14 protein-coding genes and 1 other annotated feature (1 of these 15 only partly in view) are annotated in these 18,283 nt (G+C 39.6%); of the genes, 4 read left to right on the plus strand and 10 right to left on the minus strand.

Translation table 11 applies throughout. The features are described 5' to 3' along the window. Positions 1-176: 176 nt before the first annotated feature. The 8 genes from MKZ05_RS11940 to MKZ05_RS11975 form a co-directional block, all read right to left on the minus strand. A complete protein-coding gene (locus MKZ05_RS11940; protein ID WP_339160223.1) occupies positions 177-533 on the minus strand; it encodes a winged helix-turn-helix transcriptional regulator in 357 nt (118 codons plus the stop codon). Positions 534-608: 75 nt separating this feature from the next. Further along, positions 609-1,478, minus strand: coding sequence for an alpha/beta hydrolase (locus MKZ05_RS11945; protein ID WP_339160224.1), 870 nt, complete (start codon positions 1,476-1,478; stop codon positions 609-611). A 53-nt stretch (positions 1,479-1,531) separates the two neighbouring features. Further along, on the minus strand, positions 1,532-1,909 hold the full coding sequence (locus MKZ05_RS11950; RefSeq protein WP_251190282.1) for a hypothetical protein: 378 nt from the start codon (positions 1,907-1,909) through the stop codon (positions 1,532-1,534). Positions 1,910-1,927: 18 nt separating this feature from the next. Beyond that, on the minus strand, positions 1,928-2,275 hold the full coding sequence (locus tag MKZ05_RS11955; RefSeq protein WP_003216235.1) for a YxiJ family protein: 348 nt from the start codon (positions 2,273-2,275) through the stop codon (positions 1,928-1,930). 579 nt (positions 2,276-2,854) lie between these two features. Next, positions 2,855-3,097, minus strand: a complete 243-nt coding sequence (locus MKZ05_RS11960) for a DNA-binding protein (protein WP_050943707.1) — start codon at positions 3,095-3,097, stop codon at positions 2,855-2,857. Between the two features lie 3 nt (positions 3,098-3,100). Further along, a complete protein-coding gene (locus MKZ05_RS11965; RefSeq protein ID WP_339160227.1) occupies positions 3,101-10,135 on the minus strand; it encodes a DNRLRE domain-containing protein in 7,035 nt (2,344 codons plus the stop codon). Positions 10,136-10,302: 167 nt separating this feature from the next. After that, a complete protein-coding gene (gene blaBPU, locus MKZ05_RS11970) occupies positions 10,303-11,091 on the minus strand; it encodes a BPU family class D beta-lactamase (RefSeq protein ID WP_309216999.1) in 789 nt (262 codons plus the stop codon). A 128-nt stretch (positions 11,092-11,219) separates the two neighbouring features. After that, positions 11,220-12,383 (minus strand): acyl-CoA dehydrogenase family protein, encoded by a 1,164-nt coding sequence (locus MKZ05_RS11975; RefSeq protein WP_339160229.1) that lies wholly within the window; start codon positions 12,381-12,383, stop codon positions 11,220-11,222. Between the two features lie 144 nt (positions 12,384-12,527). On the opposite strand from MKZ05_RS11975, the gene MKZ05_RS11980 reads away from it, so the two are divergent. Genes MKZ05_RS11980 through MKZ05_RS11995 form a run of 4 tightly spaced genes read left to right on the plus strand, consistent with a single transcriptional unit; the run spans position 12,528 to position 15,570 of the window. After that, positions 12,528-13,292, plus strand: a complete 765-nt coding sequence (locus MKZ05_RS11980) for an amino acid ABC transporter ATP-binding protein (RefSeq protein WP_339160231.1) — start codon at positions 12,528-12,530, stop codon at positions 13,290-13,292. After that, entirely contained in the window at positions 13,289-14,149 is an 861-nt protein-coding gene (locus MKZ05_RS11985; protein WP_339160233.1) for an amino acid ABC transporter substrate-binding protein, read from the plus strand. The genes MKZ05_RS11980 and MKZ05_RS11985 overlap by 4 nt, the downstream gene beginning before the upstream one ends. After that, entirely contained in the window at positions 14,146-14,844 is a 699-nt protein-coding gene (locus MKZ05_RS11990) for an amino acid ABC transporter permease (protein ID WP_137054937.1), read from the plus strand. The genes MKZ05_RS11985 and MKZ05_RS11990 overlap by 4 nt, the downstream gene beginning before the upstream one ends. Before the next feature lie 12 nt (positions 14,845-14,856). Then, complete coding sequence (locus tag MKZ05_RS11995) at positions 14,857-15,570, plus strand: amino acid ABC transporter permease (protein WP_050943701.1); 714 nt, start codon at positions 14,857-14,859, stop codon at positions 15,568-15,570. A gap of 156 nt (positions 15,571-15,726) precedes the next feature. On the opposite strand, the gene MKZ05_RS12000 is transcribed toward MKZ05_RS11995, so the two are convergent. Together MKZ05_RS12000 and MKZ05_RS12005 are read right to left on the minus strand one after the other, a co-directional pair. Next, the gene (locus MKZ05_RS12000) at positions 15,727-16,767 is read right to left on the minus strand and encodes a 2,3-butanediol dehydrogenase (RefSeq protein WP_050943700.1); all 1,041 of its coding nucleotides are present in this window, start codon (positions 16,765-16,767) and stop codon (positions 15,727-15,729) included. Positions 16,768-16,837: 70 nt separating this feature from the next. After that, positions 16,838-18,058 (minus strand): MFS transporter, encoded by a 1,221-nt coding sequence (locus tag MKZ05_RS12005; protein WP_321999411.1) that lies wholly within the window; start codon positions 18,056-18,058, stop codon positions 16,838-16,840. Between the two features lie 52 nt (positions 18,059-18,110). Beyond that, positions 18,111-18,283 (minus strand) — a binding site (T-box leader); it runs 69 nt beyond the window's last position.

An 18,283-nucleotide genomic window follows, 5' to 3' on the forward strand; every position in this document is an offset into this window, starting at 1 on the left:
CGTTTTTTCATCTCATCTTCAAGAGCTCCGTGAATAGGGCTTCTTGAACGATGAAATGAGTATAACAACAGGATGGAAGCAATCCAAGTACGCACTTTTTTTTTACATACTATACTTTTTCGCATATGGTTACAAAAAAGATACTGTCTTTCGACCAGTATCTTTTGCATGTATTACTATTTATCATCCTTTAAAAAATTGCTGTCGAGATACTGTTTTCCCCAATCATACATCGACTCTAAAATCGGCATTAAGCTTTCTCCTAGTTCTGTCAGAGAATACTCAACCTTTGGCGGAACGACAGGATAAACCTCCCGATGCACAATGTGATCTTCCTCTAATTCTCTTAGCTGATTGACAAACATTCTTTGCGTAATCCCAGGCATTAACGACTTTAGCTCACCAAATCGTTTTGTCCCTTCTCTGCCCAGGTGCCATAAAATCAGCATTTTCCACTTACCGCCGATAATATTTAGCGTCAGCTCTTTTTCGCAATTGAACACTTTATTTTCCATACGTGATGACAACAACATACACTCCTTTGGTACAAACCATTTACGTTTTATCATATACTGCGGCAAAATGGATTGTCGAGCATACAGTCTTTGTTATTGATTTTGTTTGTTCACAAATGTCATAACAGACTCTGTCATTTTTTGCGCTTCTTTTGGCGCCCTCTCTGATCCAAACCATTTATTCAAGTCACTGTGGCTCAGCGAATGGACCCGAAACACAAACTTAGAACCTTTATCATGGTTCAGTTTTTCTGCAAATCGATACACCTCAGGATTTTCCCACCCCGTCACCAAATAAACAGGCGGTACATTCGCTTGATTCATATAAGTGACAGGTGATGCCTTTGTCCAGTTCTTCTCCTGTTTACCAAATACTTTTTTATACGATGGAATGGCTTGGATAAATTGATTGATGTTTAACGGACCATCTAAAATCACGATAGAATTGATCGTTTTTGGCGACAGCCCCACACGTTTTAAGTAAGTCGAATCTGTGGCCACCAATGCCGTCAAATGACCGCCCGCTGAGTGACCCATGACATTGATTTTTGATGAATCAATTTGATACTCATCTGCATGATCCTTGACCCATTTGATGGCGTTTGCCGTATCATCTGCCATCTGCTCATAGTTGGCATCAGGGTGAAGCCTGTAATTCATCGAAACAAACACATACCCTTGACCAGTAAAATAATCCGCCTTTGAAGCGACTCTATTCTTATCTCCGCCTGTCCAGCCGCCGCCATGGAGATAGATCATGACTGGATGCTTCTTCTTTTTGTCTTCTTCTTTTCCCTTTGGCATATATATATCCAGTGTTTGCTGTTTGTTTTGTGTGTCTGCATAATGGATGTTTGTCGTCGGCTTAGGCTGGTTGAAACGGAACACAAAGAATGCGCATACCAATAAGCCAGCGATGACTGCCGCAAATAAAAGCCATTTCATCATTCGATTCAATGTCATTGCACCTTTCTATGTTGGGATGGAGAAGCTTGATTCGCACATATGTAAAGAGACTAGCCCGATTCATTTGATACGACTTGTATGACTTGTACCGTTTGACAATAAAAAGAAAAATACTGTTCTTCAAAATCTTCGACAAAGTAATTCAAATTTCCCCAGCCTCTATCCAAAAACTGTATGTCCAATAAAATATAGTCATCGTTTGTTAACTCCAAATTTTTGATTTGAACAGAAGCGACATTGGTGAATTTTAGATGAATGTCTGCTTGTAGATTCGGGGATTCATATGGGATGTGCAGAACAATACAGTTGATCAAGTCGTAATGTTCATTATACTCTTTAAAGTAGTGAAATTCATTGATTTGCTTTAGATAGTTGATATTGAAATCTGGGATTTGTTTTTGGATTTTTTCATCTAAAAACCATGTCATCGTTTGTCCTCTAAAAGGTTATTGTATAAGTGCAATCATTCGTTTTCTTGTTTCTTCATGGTATTGAACATAGGAATGCAATAAAGGATACGATTCAAGGATCTGTTGATACGATTTGATTTGGGGATATTGCTCTTCAAATGACTGACGTAGCACGTTTAACTGTTTTTTCGGTATTCGTTTATGATCGATCACATAACTTAAGCTGCCTGCAACAAGTGAAAAAAACATATAAAAATCATCTGAACATATACCAGTTTCTTCTTCAAAAGAGACGATCTCATCTGGATAAGCTGAATCTAATAAGTATTGATAACGTTGTTTTAAATCATCGAATAAATCTTGTTTATCACGGCTGATTTTCATGGACCTTTCCCCAATCTCTCATTGTTTTAAATTCTTATTTAGACGCTAATGAGATCTTCCTATACACTGCAGATAAATTCTTGTGAATCGAAACATACGTTTTTCGATTCTATTGCGAGTAACATCCCATTGATGTTAAATAGAAAATTTGCATTTGCTTCAAATTCTTCAAGTAGTTCATTGTTCAAGTTCCCTGTATCATAAAGATGAAAGACAGATTTAAAATTTTCTATTTTACCCCTTCTGTTATTAATTCTTCAAATCTAGAATTACCTTACCACATTTATAAATCGTATTTCATGATGAGTGACATTTTGTAATTTTGATTATTTTATTTTCAATTATTCTCTTGAATTACTTTTTACTTATATTTGTAGAATAATTTTTAATTCTTGGACTTCTTTTGTATTACCTCTATAACAATACACTTACTTTAACTTTCGTAAAAGTTTATAAGGTTTCATAAAACTATATACCCTTTTGGCATATCTTCTCATGTTTAAAATTTGGGCAACAAATAAATAACAAAAAATGCGCCTTATAGTGAATAACATACTAAAAGGCACATTTCTACTAAAGCTATTTATATTTTCTTATCCATTCTTCCAAATCCTCTTCTGTGTGGAAATAGGAATTGGGAGCATCTTTCAAATCAATTCCACTTAGAAGAATCAGCATATCCCAAACTTTTTCATCATCGACTTCAGGATCATCTGCACTAACATAAATCTCAGCCCAATCAGAAACTTCTTCTCTAGTCATAGTCCCATTTAAGACTTTTTGTATTTTATTTATACAGTCTATCATTTCTGGTTCGACCATAAATTACCACTTCCCTATATACTGACCTTTACTGTTAAAGCGGTAATGCACTTTAACTTTACCATTTTGTGGTCTTACTTGTCTTACTTTACCACGATGATCAATAGTTTCATGCCATGTTCTCTTTTTTCCTGTTTTATAATTCCATTCTCTTACTACTCTTCTGCCCGCCATTTCCCCTTTTTTCTTAGCCGGTGTTACGTGGCCATAGTAACGGTAACGTCCCCCAGATAAATGCCTAACTTTTGCCTTGCCATATTTTTGTGATTGCTTATAATGTTCTTTTAATTTGCTATGCCTAGCAGCATTGTGGGCAATATTTGAAGATCGTTTAGCACGCTTTACTACTTTTAACACCTTGAATACCTTCCCAGGTCCAAAATTCGATGCTGCTGCTAAAGCTGCGCCTTTCCAGCCCTTGCCCGATTTATAAGCTTTGTATCCATCATATACTGCAAATCCTGCATTGACAACAAACCATACCCAATGGCCGTCTGGGTCTACATTCATGACTGGGTTGTTGTTTCCATAGGTATATCCGTTTTGATCTAGTGAATCTCCATCGCTTCCTGGATCTGGGTCAAGTGATAGGAATACGCCGTTTCTTGGTTCATAGTAGCGTGCGATTAAATAGTACAGTCCTGTTTCTTCGTCGAAGCGGTAACCAGCATAGCGATATGGGTTGCCTTTTACTTCTTCATCTTCTTTTACCTTTGTTGGAACGCCCCATGTATCGTATTCGTACTCAGCAACGATTTTTCCTGCACTATTTGTGATGGCCATGACATCACCGTGTGCATTGTAGTGATAGAAATATTTGTTTCCATTTTGCGTGAATGCAAGGAGTTGTCCACTGTCACCGTATGTGTATGCTTTTGTGACTTCGTTGTCTCCATCTGTTTCGTATAAAACATTCAGGCTGTCGCCGTCATAAAAGTAATTGGTGACTTTTCCATTCACTGTTTTTTGAATTCTGTATCCACGCTCATCATATTTGTAAGTGACAAATGGCTTGTCTTCGCCTTTTTTCGTGATGGCCGTTATGTTATCTTCTGCATCCCATTCATAAAGGAATTGTCCGTCAGACGTTCGGTTGCCATTTTTGTCATAAGTTAAAGTCTCATCATTTACCTTTGTCAGTTGGTTCATGATGTTGAATGATGCGTTGATTGTTTTTTTAGTGCCATTTTTTTCAGTCGTAACTGTTTTTCTGTTTCCAAACCCATCATATGTGTACTCAATGACCGTGCCATCTGGATGACTTTCTTTGATCAATTGATCTAATTTTCCATATTCATAACGAATCTTCCCGTTGCTTCCTTGATCAACCGTTATTCTGTTTCCATTTTGACCATATTCGTAAGCTTCGTTTAAGATCGTCGTGCCTTGGCTTGTTCCAATGTGCAAATCATTGATTAAGTTGCGCTCATCATAAGCAAAGCTAGCACCACTGCCGTTACCTGTAATAAAGGACTGAACATTTCCATTTTCATCATAATCAAACGAATACGTAGAACTCGAATCCTTCATCTGCGTCATTTGATCAAGCTTATTGTAACTAAATTGGTTCTTCCCTTTTTGATTTCCGTGTGTCCACTCAAAGGATTTCAGTTTATCTGAATCGGCTGGATACGTCCAAGTTTGGCTGCTGCCACGCTCTGTTAACTTTGTGATGCGATTTTGTTGGTCAAACGTGCGATTTTTGGTTGTGTTTTGTTCTTTGTTGACAACCGTTGTTTCGTTTCCGTTTTTATCATAGCTAAAGTGATATTTTTCTGTTCCATTATACGACTTTGATTTCACTCGGTCTGTTCCATCATACGTGAGAGACACTTCATGTCCATTAGCAGAAATGGTTTTGATTAAGTTGCTATTCGCATCATATTCACTTTTTAACACATTTCCTAAAGGATCAATGGTTTTCGTCAATTTGCCCATCAGGTCGTATTCAAATTGATACGTCTGATCTGACTCTGCACGAATCGTTTTCGACTGTTCATTGCCCTCTTTATCATACGTTCTCACAATGGATGTCCCGTTAGATAAAGTGATTTTCTTCAGCTGATCAGCCTGGTCATATTCGAATGTTGTTTTTTCGCCTTTCGCATCTGTTTCAGAAAGCTTTTTGCCCGTTTCGTCGTAGGCAGATTGAGATGAGTAACCAAGTTCATCCTCTTCTTTAACAGCATAGTTCCCTTTCTCATCGTAAGTGGTTTTCGTTAACAGACTACCTTCTACTAGACGGATATCATCAAACCAAGCCGTTCCAGTCGCGCTTTTTTGGAAAACAATCTGAACGTCGACTTTTTTCAAAGGTTTTGTTTTTGGTATGACAACCGCCGCTCGGTTCCACTCTTGTGTACCGGTTGGGAATTTCGCATTAAACGTTCCTGTTGTGCCATCTGTATATGTAACGGACGCTTGAAGTGAGTAATCATTCTCAATTGAGGCTTTGACATTTTCAGCCTTAGACATCCCAGTCAATGTGACATACACAGATTGATCATTCACACTTTGTTCAATCGGTACAGATTGTTTATAGATGGCATTTGCTTGAGTTGTAGAGGTTCTTGTCATTTTTAACGAAACGTCATCGTTAAAGCCTTCTTCATTATCTAATGAACCACCTGTTCCGCTCCAGCTTGTTGTTTTATCCGTAAAGGAATTATTTTTGACTGGATTATAACTTGATGAAACTTCTCCTTTTTCTAGCTGAATCTCATCGAACCAGGCTTTTCCTTTTCCAGCCTTATCTCGATGATCCACTTCCATATAGATTACAGCTTTGCCTGCATGAGATGGCGTCGTAAACGTGACTTGGCGTTTTGTCCAATCGTTTTTGCCTGATAATGTGCTGTAGCCGTTGCTGATCCATTGAATTCGTTTGTTATTTGTATCTCTTAAATCGATGTTAAAAAATGCTCTTGCTTTCGTTAGCTCTGTCTTTATTTTTCCACTAAGTGTATAAGTCGTATTTGGCTCTAGTATTACTTCTTGAGTAGCAGAAGAATAGCCAAGTTCTGTTCCTTCAGTTGTCGATTGTGAACTGATCTCTAATACTCGGCCGCCAGATAAAGCACCACTTTTCCCAGCTGTTTGTGCTAGTTTCCCGTCATCCTTAGATGAGGTAAGCTTCCAGCCAGTTAGCGTATCTTCAAAACTGCTATTTTTTAATATACTCGCACCTGAAGCAAGTTCTTTACTCGTTTGTACCAAATTCCCGTAAGAATCATAAATACTTGCTGAAGACATATTTCCACTTTGATCTGTCTCAGATACAGCATCTAATCCATCATAGGCGATATCTGTGATATCTCCTTCTGTATCTTTCACTTTAGTGACATCATTGTTTTTGTTATACTCGTAGGTTTCTGTGCCATAAGCATCTTTCGCCTGAATGACGTTGCCATTTTTGTCATACGAATAGCTTTCTGTAGCTTTTCCTTTTTCTACATCATTTGGGTCAGTTTCTTCTACGATTTGGTTGCCTTCATATTTCGTTTTAGTGGTAATTTTAAGCCCTTCCGCATCATCTACAACTTGAATTGGATTGGCTGCTTCGTTATACGTATACTGTATTTTCCGACCGTTTGGCTGCGTCAGCATGAGTGTCTTTTTAGATAAATCATATGCGTACTCAAAGGTTTCTTTTTTTGCATTGATTGCCTTGACTAAACGATGATCTTCATATTGGTATTCTGTAAAAACAGGCTGATCTTCTGTGCTGTTTTGAGAGAATTGTTTAATCAGTTTGCCATCTTTGTCGTATTCATACGAGATGCTCGTTCCATCTGAATCAATGATTTTCATTAGGAAGCCTGCATCATACTCATATGAAAGCTTTTTTCCTTTTGGTCCTTGAACCGAGATGATATGACCATCTTCATCATATTCCATTGTTATTTTTCGGCCAGATGCATCTTCTATTGATGTGAGCTGATTGTTTTCGTTATATTTGTATGTCGTTGTATTTTTATGTCCATCTACAACCTTGGTGATTTTCCCACCATTTTTACTAAAGTGTGCAAAGGTTTGATCCTTCGTTTTTAACATGTATTCATCTTTTGATTCCGTTAATTCAAGGAAAATACCTGTTGGTGGTTGATACGTACCATCTGTTTTTTTTGTAAAAACATGAGTTGTGGCATCTTCATCAAGATAGATGGCACCTTCTTTTGTTGGCGTGATACTCGTTTCTACATCTGCGTACCACCCTTGACCAAACAGGTGGTCAGCTGCATCTAAACTATTGTATGTGCGACCAATTCCAAGTCCCGGTCCTCTTCCATCAATCGACATTTCTTCTTCACTGACAATCACATTACCAGTCGCACCATTTAGCTGGCCGTCTGGTATATCAATAATCGACCAGTAATCCTCTGTTCCAAGGAATTCAGCCCCTTCATGGAATGTCGGGTTAAAGGCTGGTGTCGGAATGGTTTCTCCATTTGCATCGTAGGCGGAAAGAGTAAAGGAGTAGTTCTTGCGTCCTTTATAATTTCCATTCGCATTTTCATATACTGGTGATGGGTCTAGCGCTAATTCTCCGCCCTTTCCATCTGTATGAAGCACATATTTCCCACTTTTAACTTCAGTAGGAGTCGGCCAAATGTTCTTGTTTTGTGTAGTCCAATGATCGACATCACCAACATCAAATGTTTGATATGCCTTACCATTATAGATGTTAATTTTATACCCTTTTGCATTTTTCACTTTGTCCCAATGTAAATTGATATAACCTGTTTGGCTCTCTTTTGTATTGGTATAAGCATATCCAGATAAAGCTTTCGGTCTAGATAAATCAGGTAAAGTTGGTCCAGCTGGCGGTGAAGCAATGGCTTCTCCATCTTTATTATAGGCAATCACTCTGAAGGAATAATGTTTTTGAGCCCCATCTCCTCCAGCATTTTTGTAAGTCGCACCAGGATGAATTGGAAGCTCAGCACCTTTTCCATCTTGGAGGTGCAATGCATATTTACCTGCTTTAATCTCAGCAGCTGTCGGCCATACTTTTTTCCCTTTTGTTGACCATGATGTTTGATTCCCAAGATCCAATGTCTCATAGCTTTTCCCATTAAACATTTGTATTTTATAACCGGTCGCACCGGATACTGAATTCCAAGAAAGATCAAAGTAACCTGTTGCGTTATTATTATTGAATCCTTTTGTACTAGGTGCTTTCGCTCTAGCCACATTCGGCACGACAGGTTTTACTTTTGCGGACATTGCGCCTTCACCTTGGTCAAAAATCGCACTTACAGCTACCCAATAATTTTTACTTGCCGCATAATTGCCGCCTGAGTTTTTGTAAACCGGGGAAGGATCAACTGCTAATTCAGTCCCGCCTTTTCCATCTAAATGGAGTTTGTATTTTTTTGCTGCAATCTCGCTTGCTGTCGGCCATATATTCTTTCCTTTTGTACTCCATGATGCCACATTTCCAACTGAAATGGCTTCATACTCTTTTCCGTTGTACAGCCATACTTTGTAGCCTTTTGCGCCAGACACCTTTTTCCAACTTAAATTGAAGTAGCCTGTCCCATTTCCATTACTAAAACCTTTTACAGTTGGTGCATTTGCCTGCGGAATGGTATACGTTACTTCAATGACTGGTTTATTGGTAGAGTTTGTTGATGAGATTATTTTTTTCCAATGGTCTTGCCCATTTCCATTTGCATGTAATTTAAATCCATAGTTAGCTGTTCCGCTATTCCAAGCTTTGATGGTCGATGTCACATCATAGCTCGCCCATTGTCCTTTATATACATTGGCTTTGCCGATATTTTTGGAGCTTGGTTTATTATTCCATGTTAGTTTTGTATGATCATAGTTGGCATTCACTGTATCCAGCCAAAGACCAGTAGCCTTCGTCCCGTAATATGAATGAGCAACATACGTTTTGAGCGTCGCTTTCGTTACATTCATATTTTGAATCGGCTTGAATGAATTAAACTTCATAAACGCATAGTTTGTACCAGTTGTTTTATCATAATAACCTGTTTTCAGTACATAACTTTTAAGTTTAGCATCCCATTTTTGCGTAGAGGATGAATAATTTGTTGTTGGGTATTTACTCATGATAAATGTGTCTGCTGACACAGATAAAGAAGTCGAAGGATCGATAGACACAGGATAAACTCGTTCAGGATCTTTTAGCCATTTTTCATCTGCTGTCACACGAAGTAAATAGCCATCATCTTCTTTTTCTAATTTAAAGCTCACATCTTCTGAGCGAGCCACTTCACCTGACTTTTCATCTAAATTAGAATCAGTCATAAACGGTTTTGGGACTTGAAAAATGGTCCGTTTCTTCTGATCATGAAATGTGATAGAACCGTCTTCCTCGATTTCCCCAGTTAGATCAGTCTTTATTTTAAATGTAAATGAATTGTAGCCATCATATCGATTGAGTACAATATCTTCTTTGATATTTTCATTAAAGGTAAATGAACGTAAATCTATATTTGGAAATACCTCTTCATATGTAAGCTCGTTGGTGTTCTCTTTAAATTGTGCAGATGAATCTTTGGAATCGATTTCTGATTTATTTTTCCCTGAAGCTTTTAAAATTGAAAATTCAATTTGATGCTTCTTGTGTTCAAATGTGGCATATAGCCCTTGTTTCATTTGCTTTTGAAAAGTTGATTCTAATCTTGCATTTTCTGTTTCTATTTCTTTTTTCGAGCTCGTCTTTAATTCAGGAGAGATATCCTCCCACTCAGCATCTGGGGTCTCTTTTATATGAATTGGATCAGGATATACCTCTTGTGTAAATACACCCTCTCCTTCATAAAAAAGCTTGCTGTTTTCTGTTCTTTCTGAAAGAATTTCTCCGTCTTTTCCAATTTCATCTTCGTCAATACCTGCCATTTCTAGGGCTTTTGAATTATCTAATTCTTCTAAGCTGTTATGACTTGGTTTTGTATTTTCGTCATGTTCTTCTGCAAAAATATCAGAAGGAAACATTGATAAAAGCATCACAAACGATAGTAGTGCTGCAATATTCTTTTTCCAATTTACTTTTCTTTTTAGATTCATATTAATCTCCTTATCATATATTTGTAACATTTGTAACATTACGCCATATATAATAATACATTTGAAATGATACTTCAATATATTTCAATAAATATATCATTCTTTCAAACTAAACCATATATCATCAACTTATCAATAAATCCCCTTTTTCACATAAAAAAAGCACCCTAAACGGATGCTTCAATCAAATGATATTTTTTCAAAATGCGATAGGTGATGTCTTTTGCTTCTATGCCGGTGCCTTCGATATTTGTGGCGAAAATGTAGGTTTTATTTTCATGTTTGATGAAGCCTACGTACCAGCCGATACCTGATCCAGAGCCTGTTTTTCCGTATAGGTTGGCGTGTTTCTCTTCTTCTTGTACCATCATTCGTTTAACTGTTCTCATGTTCTTTAGGTCAAATGGAAGAGTCTCTTCATATAGCTGTTTGAGGAAACGAACTTGTTCGATAGGAGAAATTCGCAGGGTACTGCTTAACCAAAATTGATCGATTCCGCCAGATATGTCTTTGTTCCCATAATGAATGGCTTTCACCCAATGATTCATACGTTCTTCTCCAATGTCACGTGCCATGGCTTGATAGTACCAGACGACTGAATCTCTCATGCCAGATCCTAATGTATGATCCCTATTCCAGCTGTCAATCTCTCTTTTTACGCCATCCCAATATTTGATGTCGTATTCATCTCTCACTGCGCCCGTTTGGAGTCCGATTAAAGCATTTGCTACCTTAAATGTCGATTGAGGTGCAAAGCGCTCTTTCGTTCTATTTTTGTTATACACCCAAGGAGACTTTTCTTTTACTTCTTGAATCACAAACGTGCCTTCCCGATTTTTAAAGAATTCATCTACTGACCACGCTGGTGATCTTGCTTCAGTTGATGAAGGCTGGCTGATACAAAGTGCCATCAGCATGATGCTAGAAAACAGCCATTTTATATACTTTTTCTTCAAGACAACCGCTCCTTTTCCCATGATTGCCATGATTGTAGCATGTTTAAGCGATGGGATATAAGGTACGCTTGTCCTCTTTTCTTTCAAATAAAAAAAGCCGGTTTATATCCGGCTTTTTGCTATATATATTAGCTCTCTTTTTTCTCTTGAATGGCCTGTTTCGCCATTTTTGATATCGTCATATCGTCCATTGGCGGGTTATGGAGCCCGGCACGAATATCTCGATAGTAACGCTGCAGTGGACAGTCTAGGCTTAAGCTTTTCGCACCCACTAAACGCATAGCTTTATCGACAACTTGCAAACTATGATTAACGACGGTATGCTTCACAGCACCAAATTCATTGATTAACAGCTCTCTTTTTTCTGGCTTTTCATACAAAGTGGTCGTTGAGTAGATGACGTGGCGTGCTTGCTTTAATAGTAAGTCGATTTCGCCAATCAGTGTTTGGACATTTGGCAGATCACTAATTGTGCCGGTGATGCTGTTCGGTGAGTGTGTGATGGCATACTGAACAGCATAGTCTCTTGCCGCTTGCGCAATCCCTAAATAGCAGGAAGGAATATGTGCAATCCAAGGATTTAGCGTAACACCCCGCGGCCCTTTTTGCACCTCCACAAGCATGTCATCTGAAACCTTCACCTGATCTAAGATTAAATCATGACTTTCAGTTCCTCTCATGCCCACAACATTCCACGTTTCTTCTATTGAAACACCTTCTGTCTCACGATGAATTAAGAAGAAGCCCATGGCCTCTTTTTCCTCGATCCATACGCCGACTAAAAAGTATGTAAGCGCCGGTGACATCGTTGTGAAAATTTTACGTCCATTGATGATCCACTCATTACCTGATCTAGTGGCTGTTGTCCCAGGCTTCCCGCCTCTTGTTGGACTGCCTGTCTGCGCCTCGCTCACGGCACGGTTGACAAGGGCGCCCTTCTTCACTTCTTCCGCAAAGAATTGCAGCTGCTGCTCATTCCATTGTTTCTTTTCGTAAATTTCGCCTACAACCCCTTGGTGCCAGCCGATTGATAAAGCGGTCGCTCCGTCCATACTGCCGAGCGTCTCTTGAAACAGAACCATATCCTTCACAGATTGACCTCCGCCTCCATATTCAGCAGGAAGAGACAACGTCGTATAGCCCATCTCTACTAATGATTCAATATTTTTTTCAGGAAAATAAGCGCCTTCATCATGTTCTTTTGCCGTTTGTTCGATCGTTTCACGAAGAGATTCTAGTTGATTGAGCCATGTTTTTTGAAAATCGGTATCGACAAATAATGCTTTAGACAAAACGTATCCAACTCCTCTATATCTCACAATCTATCATATCTGATTTTTCCAATCGGAATAAATAAAACACACTTTACTTATAGGATTTAATGTGTTAAATTTTATCAATATTAAGTACATATGTCAAAGGAACGTGATGCTTTTATGATTTCAGCTACTAATCTACATAAATCTTATGGGCAGACCCATGTGTTAAAAGGCATTGATTTCACCGTACAAGAAGGTGAAGTGGTCGCCATTATTGGACCGAGCGGGTCAGGAAAAACAACACTTCTTCGCAGCTTAAACAGCCTCGATATTCCAGACAATGGTGAGCTGACGGTTGGTGAAGCCACGATTCAATTTGAACGATATCATAAAAAAGATCTGCTAAAACTCAGGCAGCAATCCTCCATGGTGTTTCAGCATTATCACTTGTTTCAGAATAAACGAGCACTTGAAAATATTACAGAAGGATTGATCGTGTCTCAAAACATGTCTAAAAAAGAAGCTGAAAAGGTAGGGGAGCAATTTTTAACGCGGATTGGACTGCTTCATAAAAAAGATGCATTTCCGAGTGAATTATCCGGCGGTCAGCAGCAGCGAATTGGCATAGCCCGCGCACTTGCGATGAACCCTTCAGTGCTTTTGTTTGATGAACCTACGTCGGCACTGGACCCAGAGATGGTAGGAGAAATTCTAGAAATGATCAAAGATATTGCAAGTCAAGGCATGACGATGGTCATTGTGACGCATGAAATTTCTTTTGCAAAGGACGTGGCGGATACGGTGATCTTTATGGCAGATGGCGAAATCGTTGAAAAAGGCTCACCAGAAGACGTCCTATTGAAGCCACAGCATGAACGAACGAAACAATTTTTATCAAGAATTCATCGCGGCATGTGGCAAGAATCGGAGAAAGACAAATGAAACAAAAGACAGCATTCATGATGTCCGGTGTCCTTCTGCTTTTTCTTTCTCTGATGGGCTGCAGCAGTGTGAAAACCACGACCGACGATGGCAGAAAAATTGTAAAAGTCGCACTGAGTGCAGAGGTCAATCCACCCTTTTTAGCAACAAATGACCGAAACGAACCGATTGGCTATAACATTGATTATTTAAATGAAGTGGAAAATAGACTTCCTCACGTACATTTTGATTACATTTTTGGCGAGGAAGAATCGAATTTAATTGGTGTAGGCGCAGGGAAGTTTGAAATGGCGGCTAATTGGTTTTTTAGTAATCCTGAACGTGAAAAGCGTTTCCTTTACCCTAAGGTTCCGTATGGTTATTCGATGACAGGTTTAATTGTGAATGAATCAGACAAAGAGATTCGATCGCTTGATGATATGACATCTAAAAAGCTGGCTCCTGTCAGCCCTAGCGGAGGCTTGCGTTCGATATTAAATCAATATAATAAAGAGCATGATCCGGATATTCCGCTGACGACTATTGAGAGTCCTTCAAATGAACTTAACTTAAAGCGCGTTGAAAGCGGACGGTCCGATGCAGCTTTTATGAACATTTCAACCTTTGATACCATTCAAAAACATTTAAACCTAAAGGTCAAAGTTGGCGGCATTGTGTCAAAGGAACCTATCTTTCTTGTCTTACAGCCAAGCGAAAAGCAGCTTGCAGCAGATTTGGACCGGATCACACAAGAGATGATTGATGATGGAACACTGCCTAAGCTGGCGAAAAAGTGGTTTGGGATTGATTTCTTTCAAGATATTGATGACATCTCAGAGCAAGGCGATCAAAATGAAGGAAGGAATGAAGCGTCATGACGTTTACAGCTGGAGATTGGCTGCGCATTTTTTTACAGGTGCTTGAACGCCTGCCACTCACTTTTCTCATTATTATCGTGTCATTGTTTTTTGCCATCATCATCGGCTTGCTATTTGCATGTATTCGCATCAAGCAAATCCCAGTGCTGAAGCAATTGGCTGTTATTTATTTATCTTTTACACGGAGTACACCTTTAATTGTTCAGCTTTTCTTGATTTATTTTGGACTGCCTCAGCTTTTGCTTGTGGCAGGGATTCAAATCAATCATTGGGATCGTGTGTTATTTGTGATGATGACGTTTTCTTTACATACGGGCGCTTATTTATCTGAAGTTTTTCGCAGTGCGTATTCATCTGTCGGGAAGGATCAGCTGGAGGCCGCCTACATTGTTGGGATGACAGATACACAAGCGTTGATTAGGATCATTATCCCGCAGGCCTTCCTCATTGCACTGCCGAACCTCGGAAATTACACCATTGATCTCGTCAAAGACACGGCAATTGCCTTTACAATCGGACTCATTGATATCATGGGGCAGGTGAAGATCATTTTAGGAAATAACTACGGAATCGGTCTGTTTGAGGTGTATGTGATCATTGCGATTGTGTATTGGCTTATTTGCATGAGTATTGAACTGATCACCATGCTGCTTGAAAGGAAATTTGTAAAAGGCCGCACCAGCCTGTCACGTTAAGGAGGCGATTTGATGCAAACCATTGATATTCAATTTGCGATTGACCAAGTACCTCATATTCTAAAAGGCGTTCCTTTTACATTATTGATTGCACTCGTTTCCATGGCTGTAAGCCTGATGATTGGATCTGTTTTTGCTTTCATTCGTCTCTTCCGCATTCCTGTACTCAGGCAGCTTGTGACGCTCTATGTCTCCTTTTTTAGAGGAACGCCTCTTATTGTTCAGTTGTTCGCTTTCTTTTATGGACTTCCTTTTGTTCTAACCAAAGTGAGCGGTACATTCGGGCTGACCTTTCATCCAGATATGGTCTCTCCATTAGCTGTTGCCCTTATTACATTCAGCCTTCATTCAGCCGCCCATTTAACAGAGGTCGTTCGGAGTGCACTTCTTGCGGTAGACAAAGGACAGCTTGAAGCGGCAAAAATTGTGGGGATGACGACACGCCAAGCGATGATGCGCATTATTTTGCCGCAGGCATTTGTGGTAGCCCTGCCAAACTTAGGCAATCAGCTCATTCAGCTATTAAAAGCCACCTCTCTTTCGTTTACGATTGGAGTACTTGAGATCATGGGGATTTCCCGAATCATTGCGAACGACGGCTATCAGTTTTTAGAAACGTATCTCGTCTCTGCTTTGATCTATTGGCTGCTGAGCATTTTCTTTGAACTCGCTTTTGCCTTGTTAGAGAAACGAGTCAGCGTGTACGGAAGATCTCTTGGACGATAAAAAAGTCGATCAGGCACGAGAACCTGATCGACTTTTTTTGATCCATTTATTCACCTTTTTTTAAGTGTGTTAAAGGAAATTGTCCTGCTCTTTCCATTGATTGATCACTATGAATAGAAAAGAGAATGGCTTTTGCCATTCCCCTTCGTTGTCTTACTATTCAGCACTAACTAAAATTTTCACTTGATCTTTTTCATTGATTAATGCATTGAAGCCATCCTCGATTACATCGTCAAGCTTGATTTTTTTCGTAACGAGTGTATCAGCAGAGAAATAGCCTTTTCTCATTAAGTTTAATACAGATGGGAATACGTCTCTATAGCCGATGATCCCTTTAACTGTACGTTCTTTAATGACGATGTCATTTGGCATAATTTCTGCGCCTTTTTCCCAAATGCTTACAATGACTGTTTCACCTGAAATTCTAGTTGATTGGATTGCTTGCTTCAATACAACAGGTACACCTGTCACTTCAAAAGAAACATCGACGCCACCGTTTGTACGGCGTGCAATTTCTTGAACAACATCTTCATATTGAGAAGGATCAACAATGATCGCTCCAAGCTCTTTCGCTTTTTCTTGGCGTTCTTTAGATAATTCTACTGCGTAAATATCAGTAGCACCAGCTGCTTTTAATGCTTCAATAACAAGCAAGCCAATTGGTCCGCAACCAAACACAGCCGCTGTATCCCCAGCTTGTACTTTACTAGAACGAACCGCATATAAAGCAACTGCTGAAGGCTCTACAAGTGCCCCTTGCTCATATGAAATTTCGTCTGGTAATAAATGAAGTAATTCTTCATCGACAGATACATATTCAGAGAATCCACCGCCGCCTCCGGCAAGTCCTAAAAAGCCCATGTTTTCATCTAAGTTGTAAGCACCTTGATGTCCGTGAGTTGCAAAAATAGGCTCAACAACCACTCGGTCGCCTACTTTGTAATTGCTGACGTCTTCTCCTACTTCAACAACCTCACCAGAAAATTCATGCCCCAGTGTAATAGGTGCTTTTTCTTTTGTCAGTGGATGAGGTTCATTCACTGGAATGAAGATAGGTCCTCCTAGATATTCATGTAAATCACTACCACAAATGCCGCACCATTTCACTTTAAGTTTCACTTTTCCTGGAGCAACTTTTGGTTCATCAATTTCCTCTAGTCGAATGTCCTTTTGATCGTGCCAGCGTAGTGCTTTCATGTGTAAGACTCCTTTTCTCATCAATTTAATTAACTTACTTAAATAATCATAACATAATTTTTTTAATTTTCTAAGTAGGATGCACTATCTTTTTGCCAGTCAATGGACGAAAGATGACAAAACATAGCAATAAACAGACAAGAAGCATACATAGACTCCCGGTGACAACGGAGGTTCGGATTGATAAAACATGTGCAAGCCCACCAGAGACACCTGTCAGCATGATCGTCAGAATGGCTTCAACTAAAGCATAAAAACTGGCTACCCTCCCCATCACCTCTATCGGGATATTCGTTTGATAGAAAGTCATAAAACCTGTGTTCGCAAATGCTAAAAAGAATGCTAATATAAAAAATCCAACAGCGGCTATAAACAATGTGCTGGAAAAAGCATAAATGAGATAGCCACATGCCACCAACAAACTGCCAATCCCAAGCATGATCGAAACAGGCAGCCTCTCCACAATCACCGAATTGAGACCTGCGCCTGCGATAATGCCTGCCCCAGCTATACTCACAAGAAGACCATATTGTGTATCAGTTAGCAGAAGCACTTCTTTTGCAAAGGCTGTTTCAAGAGAGTCAATGGCAGTAGGAAGTACCGTGATAGCGGCACTAAATAATAAATACACCGCCATAATTTGGCGTGATGTCAAACTAAATCGAAGAACAAGCCTCGCATCCTCTTTTAACATTGAAAGGGTAAAACCCTTTTGGCCAGCATCTTGTTTGAGCAAATTCGGTAAACACATTGTTAACAGAGCAGATACCAACAAGCAGATCGCATTTATATAAATTGAAAAAACAGGTGTACCGACTAAAAAAAGCAGACCTGCTGCAGCGGGGCCAAGTAAAAACCCACCCGATTGTAATAATGAGCGAATGGCATTAAACCGTTTTCGGTTATTCGCCGGGATCAATCCTGTCATATAGACCATCGACGCTGGATGAAACATCGCTTGTGCCATTTGAATGAGAAACACCATCACATACAGGATGAGCAGATGTCCTGAAAATAACGCAAAGGCTATGCATGCGATCAGGATAGCTCGGCTGATATCTAAGCTGATCATCACTTTCCGCTGATTCAGCCTGTCAATCAAACTGCCAGACCAGCTGTTTGTCAAAAGAGCCGCAGCCGGTCTCAGCATATAGACAGCTGTTACAGCCAGCACAGAGCCCGTTTCTTGAAAAATGAGCAGATGGAGAGCAATCATATAAATCCATTCTCCTATGTTCGCAATTCCGATGGCTCCAAGCAGCAAACTCATATCCCGCCAATGTTTTTTCATCACTTTTCCCCCTATTTGTCATAAAAAAATCCCGCCCCCAAGACATTTCTGTCTTGAGGACGGGATTTACTCCGCGTTGCCACCTCAGTTTATTCATCTGTTGCCAGATGAACCTTAGCAGGTCATCATGAACCCATCTCTGTAACGGGAGAATATCGCTGCACCATCATCTGAAGGAATCCGGTGCAGAGCTAAGAGGCTTGGTTCCATCATGCTGCCCGGCTC

The organism is Bacillus sp. FSL M8-0277, assembly GCF_037975305.1.
GTDB classification, from domain to species: domain Bacteria; phylum Bacillota; class Bacilli; order Bacillales; family Bacillaceae; genus Bacillus; species Bacillus pumilus.